The organism is Nonomuraea insulae, from assembly GCF_042656245.1.
Window position 1 is genome coordinate 89,325 of sequence record NZ_JBHSPA010000059.1, and the last position, 10,226, is coordinate 99,550.

At 71.2% G+C, this 10,226-nt stretch carries 9 protein-coding genes and 1 pseudogene; 5 read left to right on the forward strand and 5 right to left on the reverse strand.

Going from position 1 to position 10,226, the window contains the following annotated elements:
- Positions 1–40 precede the first annotated feature (40 nt).
- From ACFPZ3_RS44695 to ACFPZ3_RS44715, 5 genes are read left to right on the forward strand one after another with little or no spacing between them, the layout of a single operon-like run.
- Entirely contained in the window at positions 41–1,033 is a 993-nt protein-coding gene (locus tag ACFPZ3_RS44695; protein WP_379520476.1) for a glycosyltransferase family 2 protein, read from the forward strand.
- Positions 1,034–1,039: 6 nt separating this feature from the next.
- Positions 1,040–1,741 (forward strand): sulfotransferase family protein, encoded by a 702-nt coding sequence (locus ACFPZ3_RS44700; protein ID WP_379520477.1) that lies wholly within the window; start codon positions 1,040–1,042, stop codon positions 1,739–1,741.
- Positions 1,738–2,769: a glycosyltransferase family 2 protein gene (locus tag ACFPZ3_RS44705; RefSeq protein WP_379520478.1), complete on the forward strand. Its 1,032-nt coding sequence runs from the start codon at positions 1,738–1,740 to the stop codon at positions 2,767–2,769. Before ACFPZ3_RS44700 ends, ACFPZ3_RS44705 begins: the two co-directional genes overlap by 4 nt.
- A gap of 3 nt (positions 2,770–2,772) precedes the next feature.
- Complete coding sequence (locus ACFPZ3_RS44710) at positions 2,773–3,816, forward strand: glycosyltransferase family 2 protein (protein WP_379520479.1); 1,044 nt, start codon at positions 2,773–2,775, stop codon at positions 3,814–3,816.
- A complete protein-coding gene (locus ACFPZ3_RS44715) occupies positions 3,813–4,991 on the forward strand; it encodes an endonuclease/exonuclease/phosphatase family protein (protein ID WP_379520480.1) in 1,179 nt (392 codons plus the stop codon). Before ACFPZ3_RS44710 ends, ACFPZ3_RS44715 begins: the two co-directional genes overlap by 4 nt.
- Here the strand turns inward: ACFPZ3_RS44715 and ACFPZ3_RS44720 are convergent.
- From ACFPZ3_RS44720 to ACFPZ3_RS44740, 5 genes and pseudogenes are all read right to left on the reverse strand, one after another.
- On the reverse strand, positions 4,981–5,763 hold the full coding sequence (locus ACFPZ3_RS44720) for an AfsR/SARP family transcriptional regulator (protein ID WP_379520481.1): 783 nt from the start codon (positions 5,761–5,763) through the stop codon (positions 4,981–4,983). The two genes, ACFPZ3_RS44715 and ACFPZ3_RS44720, sit on opposite strands and share 11 nt — an antisense overlap.
- A 23-nt stretch (positions 5,764–5,786) precedes the next feature.
- Entirely contained in the window at positions 5,787–6,701 is a 915-nt protein-coding gene (locus ACFPZ3_RS44725) for a UbiA prenyltransferase family protein (protein ID WP_379520482.1), read from the reverse strand.
- 87 nt (positions 6,702–6,788) lie between these two features.
- On the reverse strand, positions 6,789–7,823 hold the full coding sequence (locus ACFPZ3_RS44730) for an NAD-dependent epimerase/dehydratase family protein (RefSeq protein ID WP_379520483.1): 1,035 nt from the start codon (positions 7,821–7,823) through the stop codon (positions 6,789–6,791).
- A complete protein-coding gene (locus ACFPZ3_RS44735) occupies positions 7,805–9,139 on the reverse strand; it encodes an aspartate aminotransferase family protein (RefSeq protein ID WP_379520484.1) in 1,335 nt (444 codons plus the stop codon). The genes ACFPZ3_RS44730 and ACFPZ3_RS44735 overlap by 19 nt, the downstream gene beginning before the upstream one ends.
- 353 nt (positions 9,140–9,492) lie before the next feature.
- Positions 9,493–10,226, reverse strand: a pseudogene (locus tag ACFPZ3_RS44740) (NB-ARC domain-containing protein); the annotation flags it as partial.

Here is a 10,226-nt window from a genome sequence, read left to right on the forward strand (position 1 = left end):
GGGCCGGACACGAGGTCTGACACGGCCAATGGAGCACATCATGAGTCGGGAGCACCCGCTAGTCTCGGTCATCGTCCCCAGCTACAACCGGTCCGAGGTGTTGGGACTCTGCCTGGACGCGCTGGAAGAACAGACTTATCCGCATATCGAGGTCATCGTGGTGGATGACTGCGGCACCGAGGACGCGGCGCAGGTGGCCGCGTCCAAGGGCGTCAAGGTGGTACGCACCAAGGTCAACGGCGGCCCGACCCCCGCGCGCAACCTCGGCGCCGAGCACGCCGCCGGGGAGATCCTGTTCTTCCTCGACGCCGACATCGCCCTCGACCCGGACGCCGTGGAGAACGCGGTGCGGATCCTGGAGTCCCACCCGGAGATCGGCGCCCTGGGCGGCATCCTGCGGCCGGAGTCTCTGGCGTCACAGAGCCTGGCCTCCCAGTACCGTGCCGTGCAGATGCACCGCTGGTGGATGCCCGCCCACCGGCCGACGCTCGAGCTGCACGCGGCCGTGCTCGCGGTCCCCGCCAAGGTGTTCGCCGAGATCGGCCCCTTCGACCCGCGGCTGCGCGAGACCGTCTCCTCCGACTACCGCATCAGGATGACGCGGTCGTACGAGGTGAAGCTGAGCGACGCGATACGCGGCCGCAAGGACCACGACGCCTTCGTGGGGACGATCCTGCGCAAGGTGTTCCGCCGCGCCCGCATCAGCGCGCTGGACTGGCACCAGGGGGAGACGCCCGGGGACTCCGTGCCCCGCGCCGTCGGCGGCGTCCTGCTGCTCGCCGCCGTCCCGGCGCTCGCCCTGCCCGTGGTGGCGGGCCGCGCCGGCGCACTCGTCCCGCCCGCGCTGGTCGCCGCCGCCATGGCCATGGACGCCGGCACCTACCGCTTCGCCTACACCCAGCGGGGCGTCGCCTTCGGCCTGTATTTCTCCGGCGTCCACCTCGCAGTCACCTTCACCGGCGCGCTCGGCGGAGCGGTGGGCGTTCTGCAGCGGTTCGCGCTCGCCCGCCTGGACAAGCCGGCCAGGGACTGAACGGGCATGCGGGTCATCGGCACCGGCTTCGGCCGGACGGGGACGCTCTCCCTCAAGACCGCGCTGGAGCGGCTCGGTCTCGGGCCGTGCCACCACATGGTGGACGTGTTCGCCCATCCCCAGCAGATCAGGTCGTGGCTGGCCGCCGCCACGCCCCGCGCGGTGAACTGGGACCATCTGCTCGTCGGCTACGAGTCGTGCGTGGACGGCCCGACCTCCGCCTACTGGCAGCAGCTCGCCGGGCACTACCCGAAAGCCAAGATCATCCTCACCACGCGCGACCCGGACCGATGGCTGGCCAGCATGCAGCGGACCCTGTTCGCGCAGCGGCGGCGCATCGAATCGCCGCCGGGCAGGGCCGCCATCCTGCTGTCGTCCCTGCTCGGCACCGACCTCGCCGCGTTCGTCAAGATGGTCGGCACGACCCTCGACGCGCGGACCTTCGCGACACCGGCCGATCGGACGCCGGAACGGGCCGTCCGGCTGTTCGAAGAGCATGCGGCCAGGGTGATCGCCGCCGTCCCCGCCGACCGGCTGCTCGTCTTCGACGTCGCCGACGGCTGGGGCCCGCTCTGCGAGTTCCTGGAGGTCCCGGTGCCGGCCGAGCCCTTCCCCCGGGTGAACGACGCCTCGGACTTCACCAGGAGCGGCCTCGGCCGGCCCCTGCCGTTGTTACTGCGCCGGACGAGGCGAGAGGAACACCGATGACGCCGCAGGTACGGCCACTGGTCTCGGTCATCGTGCCGAACTACAACTACGCCCGCACGCTCACCCTGTGCCTGGACGCGCTGGAGCGGCAGACGTACCCGCACATCGAGGTGATCGTCGTCGACGACCGCAGCACCGACGACTCGGTGGCGATCGCGCACCGGCACGGGGCGCGGGTCGTGGTCACCGACACCAACATCGGCGCCCCGGCGGCGCGCAACCTCGGCGTCGAGCACGCGCGCGGCGAGGTGTTGTTCTTCCTCGACTCGGACCTGGCGCTGGCCGAGGACGTGGTCGAGCACGCGGTGAACCTGCTCACCGCCGATCCTGCGCTGGGGGTGGTGTGCGGCACCTATGACCCGGAGCCGCTGATCCTCGACAGCCACGTGGAGCGCTACCGCAGCCTCCAGTTGCACTACTGGATCTCCGGTGACGAGGGCGAGATCACCACGATCTACTCCGCGCTCTTCGCCATGCGGGCGGAGGTCTTCCGCGAGGTGGGCCCGCTGAACCCCGCCCTGCGCCACAGCGAGAACGCCGAGTACGGCCACCGCGTCACCCAGCGGTACCGCATCGTGCTGGACAACAGGATCAGGGGCAGGCATGACCACGACGACCGGCTCAAGGTGGTGCTGTCGAAGTTCTTCCACCGCGCGCGCCTGCACATCCCGCTGTACCTGCGCCGCCCGGACTTCAACGGCGGCCCGGCCAACAGCAGCCGCGGCTGGGGCTCGCTCGCCGCGCTGTTCGCCGTGCTCACCGTGCCGCTGCCGGTGGTGCTCGGCCCGGCCTGGCTGGCCGCGCCGGTCGCGCTGCTGGCCGGCTCGATAGCGGCGGACCTGGGCATGTACCGCTTCGTCCGGCGCTACGCCGGCACGCGCTTCACCCTGTACTTCACCGCGGTGCACTTCCTGGTGAACCTCACCGTCGCGGTGGCGGTGTTCGCCGGCGCCGCCCAGTGCCTGCTGTCCAGCCGGTTCCGTCGAACCTACGACCTCCCGGCCCGTTCCGCGTCGGCGGAGGTGTGAGCGATGACCGAGCAAGGGCCGCTGGTGTCGGCGATCGTGCCCAACTACAACTACGCCGCCTCGCTGACGTTGTGCCTGCGTGCGATGCGGGCGCAGACCTACGGGCCGATCGAGCTGATCGTCGTGGACGACGGCAGCACCGACGACTCGGTCGAGGTCGCGCGGGGGCTCGGCGTGCGGGTGATCCGCACGGAACGCAACATGGGCGTGGCCGGTGCGCGCAACCTCGGCGTCGCGCACGCGCGCGGTGAGATCCTGATCTTCGTGGACTCCGACGTGGCCCCCTACCCCGACGCCGTCGAGGTGGCGGTGGGCATGCTCGCCGCCGATCCCGGGCTCGGCGCGGTGTGCAGCATCCACGACCCCGAGCCGCTGATCCGCGACAGCCTCGTCGAGGAGTACCGGGCGCTGCAGTACCACTACTGGACGGTCAGCTCGGAGGGGCCCATCTCGTTCCTGTTCCCGGCGCTGATGGCGATGCCGCGCCGCGTGTTCGACGACATCGGGCCGTTCAACACGCGCCTGCGCGAGACCGAGGAGGTCGACTACGGCCACCGTCTCACCCAGCGGTACGAGATGGTGCTCACCAGCGCGGTGCGCTCACGGCACGATCACGACCACAAGCTGTTCAAGCTGCTGCGCAAGCTGTACCGGCGGGGGCGCGCCCGGGTGCCGCTGTACGCGCGCCGGCGGCGCTTCGCCCGCGGGTTCGAGACCTCCAGCCGGGCCGGCGGCAGCCTCGCCGCGCTGGCGGCGCTGGCCGCGGCACCCTTGGCGATCCCGCTCGGCCCGGCCGGCGCCGCGCTCTCGGCCCTCGCCCTGGCCGTGTCGCTGCTGGCCGACCTCGGCATGTACCGCTTCGTGCTGCGCAGGCGCGGCCCGCTGTTCCTGCTCTATTTCGGCGTCGTGCACTTCCTGGTGAACGTGACCATCGCGGCCGGGGTGGCGGCCGGGGTCGCGCGGTGGTTGTGCTCGGCGCGCTTCCGCCGGCTCTACGACCCCGACGTGAGCATGCGTCACCCGGCCACCGGCGAGGCGGCCACGTGACGGCTCCCCTGCGAGCGCTCCTCGGCCAGGCGCACACGACCGACGCGACACGGGCCCGCGATTCCCGGCGCGCTTTGGGGACACGCCGAAGGATCCCGCTGGTGTTGTGCGCGGCGACCGCCTGGCTGGTGTTCGTGCTGCTGCACCGCGCCCTGTCCGGCCGGGTGTGGTGGTGGCAGGTCCCCGAGCTCGTCCCGCCGCTGGCGTTGGCGGCCGTTCCCGTGGTGCTGCTCGCCGCGGCCCTGGCGATGGCGCGCCGCGCGCGCCGGGCGGCCGCCGCGGTGGCGCTGGTGTCCTTGACGCTGGGCGGGGGCGCGAGCGGGCTCAACCTCGCCTCGTTGTGGCACCGCGCCGCCCCGGCCCCGCCTGACTCGATCAAGGTGTTCTCCTGGAACACCTGGTACTGGGACCAGCCGGTCGGCGGCACGATGCCCCCGCCCACCGGAACGCCGGCGCGGGACGTCGCCGCCTTCTACCGCTACCTCCACGCTCAGGACGCCGACGTGCTGCTGCTGCAGGAGTACGTCTACTTCGGCGCGGACTCCCGGCCGATCCGGGTCCACGACCTGGACAGGCTGCGCAGGGAGTTCCCCGGATTCCACATCGCCACGGCGAGCGAGATGGTGACGCTGTCGCGCTTCCCCATCGTCCTGGAGCGCGGCCTCGGCCCGCGTCCGGAGGACAGCCGGGACACGCCCGTGCCGCCCGGCTCCGACTGGCCCGGCTTCTACACGGTGAAGACGCTGCGCACGGACCTGCGCATCGGGAACAGGACCGCCTCGTTCTACAACTCCCACATCAGCTCGCCGGTCGACCCGTCCGCGGGCGGCCTCGACCTTCTCAGCCTCGGCCGCACGCAGCACGAGGCACGCCAGGCCGACCTCCGCGCGCTCGCGGCCGACATCCAGGCGAACCCGCTGCCCGCCTTCCTGGCCGGGGACTTCAACGTCTCGCCCGCGATGGGCATCCTGCGCCTGGTGCCGGGGCGGATGGCCGACGCCACCCCGGCTCTGCGCTCGCTCTACCCCGCCACCTGGGACGACCGGTGGCCGTGGTGGCGGATCGACTGGGCGTACACCACTCAGGAGATCACCGTCCACGAGTATCGGCTGGTCCGCTCGAACGGCCTGTCCGACCACAGCGGACAGCGGCTGGTGCTCTCGCTCAGCCGGTGACCTGGGCGTACAGCAGGCCGGGCCGGCCGGACGGCCGGGTCAGCGGGTCCTGGCCGGCGCGCAGGATCCCGAGATGCAGCGCACGCAGCTCCGGCCCCGGCTCGATGCCCAGGTGGTCGGCGAGGTAGCCGCGCAGGCGGGCGTACAGGGCCACGGCCTCCGCGCCGCGTCCCAGGGCGCACAGGCCGCGCATCAGCATGCTCGCCAGCGGCTCCGCGAGCGGGTAGCGCGGCACCAGCGGGGTCAGCTCGGTGACCACGATGTCGGGGCGGCCCAGACGCAGGTGCGCCTGGGCCCAGGTGACGATGGCGCCGACGAACTGCTGCTCGATGCCGTACCGCATGCGGGCGGCCCACTCTCCGGGGATGCCGGTGAGCGGCGTGCCGCGCCACAGTTCCATCGCCTCGGCCAGCAGCCGGGTCCGGGTGAAGTCGTCGCAGGCGCGTAGCTGCGCCTGCTTGGCCAGCCGCCGGAACCGGTAGGCGTCCACCCGCTCGGGGTCCACGTCGAGGGCGTAACCACCGTTCCGGCGCTCGATGGAGACCCCGGTCGCGGTCAGCGCCTGCCGCAGGCGGGCGATGTGGGCGTACAACGAGTCGGTCGCCCGGTCCGGCGGATCGTCCCAGACCCGCTCGATCAGTGCGCGCAGCGACACGGGCCGATCGGCGTCGATCGCCAGGGCGGCCAGCACCGCGCGTCGCTGGGGTGGCCCCAGAGGGACACAGCGGTCACCGAGGGTGACCTCGACCGGTCCCAGTAAGCGGACGTCCATCGCCTTCCTCTCACACATCGTTCTCACAGGTGGACGACCGCCGCCAGGGACGGGTGGTGGACGAGCACGAGCGTCACACCCAGGGTGGCGGCCCACAACATCGAGTTCACGACCATGACGCGGTCGCGCAGCAGGACGCGCACCGGGTCACCGCCCGCCTTGTCCATGAGCTGCATCTGCAGATACCGGAAGAGGGCGAAGAGCGCGAAGGGAGTGGACAACATCATCGCCGTCTGGCCGTGCTGCGGGCCGAACGGTCCCTCGTCACGCAGGTACATCAGGCCGGAGACGAGGGCGAGCACGGAGGCGATCTGCAGCAGCCAGTTGGTCAGCTCCATCGAGTAGCCACGCAGCGCGGGCCGGTGGACGGCCCCGGCCTCCAGCAGTTCCCTGCGGCGCTTGCCGATGAGCAGCAGCAGGGACATCGAGAACACCGTGATCAGCAGCCAGGCGGGCACCCGGTCTCCGGTCACCTCGTACCCCTGCACGACGCGCAGGACGAAGCCGACCGCGACCGTGCCCACGTCGACCAGCGGAATGTGCTTGAGCAGGCGGCTGTAGGCGATGTTGAGCACGAGGTACACCAGCACCGGCCAGGAGGACACCGGCTCACGGGCGACGATGGCCGCGAGCACCGCCAGCAGGACGGCGCAGCAGACGCCCGCGGTCAGCACCCCCACCCGGCCGGCCGCGATGGGGCGGTCGCACTTGACGGGATGGAGACGGTCGCGGCGCCGGTCGGCGATGTCGTTGCCGATGTAGACGGCGGCGGAGGCGACCATGAACGCCACTGTCGCCCAGACGACGCCGGCCACCTCGGCCGGGCTGAGCGAGGGCGCGCCGATGAGCGCCACGGGCACGAGAAGGATCGCCTTGGCGGCGTGGGAGGGGCGGATCAGCGCGGCCAGATCCGCGACCAGGCGCTTGCGGGTCTTCACGATCCGGTCCTGCGCCGCTTCCTGACGCTGCGGGCTCTCTGGAACGTCTGCCGATTCGACAAGGCGCATGTGCTTTACCCCGATAGCTCAGAAGAAGACCTTCGCCAGCGACAGCGCGCCCTGCCGCCACGCGTCACGGCTCGTCGCGCCGCGCGGGGAGCCGGTCGCGCGGTGTTCCCGCCACCATGCGTACGTGCGGACAATCGCCTCCTTGTTGGACAGTTGTGGACGGAAGCCGAGCCGTTCACGGGCCTTGTCGATGCTGACATAGGAGTCGGCGAGCAGCTTGCGCGCCAGCCGCCCGTACACCGGGGACAGCCGGCTGCGCTCCAGCAGCCGGAGCCCGGCCAGGGCCGGTCCCGCGGGCAGCGAGACGACCCGCTTGCCGTGGCCGGCCGCGTCGAGAACCGCCTGGAAGTTCTCCCGCAGCGTGCCGAACTCGGCGGCGGCCAGGTTGTAGGTGTCGTCGGCGACGTCGGCCGGCGCGTCGAGCACGATGGCCACGGCGTCCACCAGGTCCTCGATCGCGAACATCTGGATGCGCTTGTCCCCGCTGCCGAGCACCGGGAAGTTGCGGCCCTCCTCGGCCCACTCGAAGAGCATCGCGAACAGGCCCATCCGGCCGGGGCCGAGAAAGGTCTTGGGGCGCAGGATGGGCACGCACATGCCGTCGGCCCGGTACTTCTCCGCCAGTTCCTCGGCCGCCGTCTTCGCCCTGGTGTAGGGGTCGACCGGCGCGCGCGGATGGTCCTCCGGCGTGGGCACGAGCGTCGGCAGCCCGTATACGGCGGTGGAGGAGATGTGGACCAGCCGCTCCACGCCGGCCCGGCGCCCGGCCTCCAGGACGGTGCGGGTGCCTCCGACGATCAGTTCGTGGATCTGCTCGGCCGGGTAGCTCGGCAGCGCGCCGGCGCAGTGGACGACCGCGTCCGCCCCGGTCATGGCCTCGATCATCAGTGGCAGGTCGCGCACGTCGCCGATCCGGTGCCCCGCCGCAAGCAGCGGTTCGGCCTGGGGGCGCAGGTCCACCCCGAGCACGTCGTGGCCGTCGAGCACGAGCCGGCGGGCCAGGTGGCCGCCGAGCATCCCGGCGCTGCCGGTGACTACGACCCTGCGGGCCATCGCGACCCCACCTTCTCCCGCACGAACCGGGCGAGCAGCCGCGGCAGGCCCTTGGCCAGCGTCTTGTCGAGGCTGTCCAGGAAGTACTCGAGGGCTTCCTGTTCGATGGCGAGGGTCGGCGCGACGACGAGGGGGTTGTCGGCGTTCGGGCTGTAGTAGGCGACGATGCCGTGCTCGCGGTAGAGGTCGGCGATGACCGACAGCGTGATCAGCTTGGTGCGGAACTGCGGGTCGCCGGAGAAGCCCGGCGCGAGCTTGGCGGCCAGGTCGAGCACCTTGGGCCCGCCGGTGAGGAACACGCCCCACAGCGCGCCCACCCCGCTCACCCGGGCGACCACGTCGGGGTGGCGCTTGTGGATGTTCTGCAGGCCGGGACCCAGGACGCGCTCGATCTGCCGGGCCCTGGCGGGGTAGTCGTCCTCGACGACGATGTTGACGGCCTCGATGGCGGTGACGGTCTCCTCGCCGAAGCCGTAGTAGGTGGTGCTGTGCAGGATGACGTCGGAGAGCCGGTCGTACGCCTTGCGGAAGACGGGCTCGCGGGCGGTGTACCCGGCGATCGACGCCTTGCCGCCGCCGAGGGACTTGGAGTAGACGAGGATGTCGGGCAGCAGGTCGGGATAGCGCATGAAGTAGAAGAGGCTGCCCGTCTTGCCCCAGCCCGTGTAGACCTCGTCGAAGATCAGCATGATGTCGTCGGCGTCGCAGAGCCGCCGCAGCTCGTACAGGTCGCTCTCCGACCAGCAGCGCATGCTCGACGCGCTGTACGGCTCGACCATGATCGCGTAGACGTCGCACTTGCCGTCGGGGGTGCGAGCCGCCTCGACGGCCGAGCCGACGGCCGCGACGTCTCCGTAGGGATAGACGACGATGCCGGGGAGACCGGGGAAGTGGAAGGAGTTCTCGGACGATCCGGTCAGGCTGCCCGCGCCCAGAGTCTTGCCGTGGAAGCTGATGTCGGCGCGGAGGATGGTGTTGCGGCGCCCCTCGTGGTACTTGTACGCCATCTTGACGGCGCCCTCGTTCGCCTCGGCGCCGGAGTTCGGGAAGTAGGAGGTGTTCAGGTCGCCCGGCAGCAGCGTGGCGATGTTGTGGCTGAGGGCGGCCACGTACGGCGAGAAGAACGCCTTGTGCACCTCCATGCGCCGGCGCTCGGCGAAGCGACGCCGTGCCTGGAGGATGCGGGGATGGTTGTGGCCGTGGTTGAGCACGCCGACCCCCCCGGTCACGTCGAGGACCCTGCGGCCGTCGCGGGTCTCGATCCAGGCGCCCTCGGCGCTCCCGACGAGTTCCCGGCCGAAGCCGAAGGAGGTCATGAGGTTGACTTGACTGCGGCTGACATACTTTCTGTAAAGGTCCTGGACCTGTTTTACGGTGAAACTTTCACACTCGTCTACCCCGATCAGCTCAGACACGTCCGCCCTTCCCGGTTCGCGCGAATTTCCGCTGGTGCCCGGCCTTCTTCTCGGCGCTGAGAAAAGGTGAGACATCTCGTCAACAATGTCGAATCCGGCTATACCCTGTGCCATGCAAATCTGTATAGGTCGGCGGCGGGCGATGAGACGGCGGAGCAGAAAAAGCGGCCGGGGACGGATCGCCGGGTGTTTATCGGTCAGATCTCGCGGCGAATACGGATGATTTCCCGTGTGCGGCGCGGCTCCACCCGGCCTCAGCTCTTCGCGGTCATGTAGGTGGCCGGCTGAGCGGGCGGCGTCCAGACATCACGCCGCACCCGCCGGACGGCCTGCGCCTGGTCCTCCTCGGTGTCCTCCTCCCTGGCCCGCTCGCGGGCGAACAGGCGGAGCAGGTCGTGCAGGCGATACCGGTCGTGGTCGCACACCTCCAGGAGCTGGGCTTCGGCGAGGTGGTCCAGCAGGTCGGCGGTGCGTGGCTCCGGGCGGTCGGCCAGGGCCGCGGCGGCCGTGACGCTGATGGCCGCGCCGCCGAGCAGGCCCAGCAGCCGGAACATCCGGGAGGACTCGGCGTCCAGGCTCCGGTAACTCATCATGAAGCACGCCCGTACGGCCTGGTCGTCGGCCTGGAGCTCGGACAGGCGGCGGTCCTCGACCGCCAGCCGGTCGGCCAGGGCGCGCAGCGACAGTCCCGGCCGGGCGATCAGCCGGGCGGCGGCGATCCTGATCGCCAGCGGCAGCCCCGCGCACAGCCGCACGATCGCGCGCGCCGCCCGCTGCTCGGCCGCCACGCGCTCCTCCCCGATCAGGCGGCCGAGCAGCGTGGAGGTCTCGTCCTCGGCCATGACGCCGAGGCGGAAGTGCGACGCGGCGTCCAGCGAGGTGAGCATCCTGCGAGCGGTGAGCAACACGCGGCAGGTCGGGCTCGCCGGCAGCAGCGGGCGCACCTGCTCGGCGTCGCGGGCGTTGTCGAGCAGGAGGAGTTCGGCTC

Coding starts and splice junctions, on each gene's coding strand:
- ACFPZ3_RS44695 (WP_379520476.1), top strand. CDS start 41: ATGAGTCGGGAGCACCCGCTAGTCTCGGTCATCGTCCCCAGCTACAAC.
- ACFPZ3_RS44735 (WP_379520484.1), bottom strand. CDS start 9,139: ATGACCTCCTTCGGCTTCGGCCGGGAACTCGTCGGGAGCGCCGAGGGC.
- ACFPZ3_RS44720 (WP_379520481.1), bottom strand. CDS start 5,763: ATGGACGTCCGCTTACTGGGACCGGTCGAGGTCACCCTCGGTGACCGC.
- ACFPZ3_RS44710 (WP_379520479.1), top strand. CDS start 2,773: ATGACCGAGCAAGGGCCGCTGGTGTCGGCGATCGTGCCCAACTACAAC.
- ACFPZ3_RS44730 (WP_379520483.1), bottom strand. CDS start 7,823: ATGGCCCGCAGGGTCGTAGTCACCGGCAGCGCCGGGATGCTCGGCGGC.
- ACFPZ3_RS44705 (WP_379520478.1), top strand. CDS start 1,738: ATGACGCCGCAGGTACGGCCACTGGTCTCGGTCATCGTGCCGAACTAC.
- ACFPZ3_RS44700 (WP_379520477.1), top strand. CDS start 1,040: ATGCGGGTCATCGGCACCGGCTTCGGCCGGACGGGGACGCTCTCCCTC.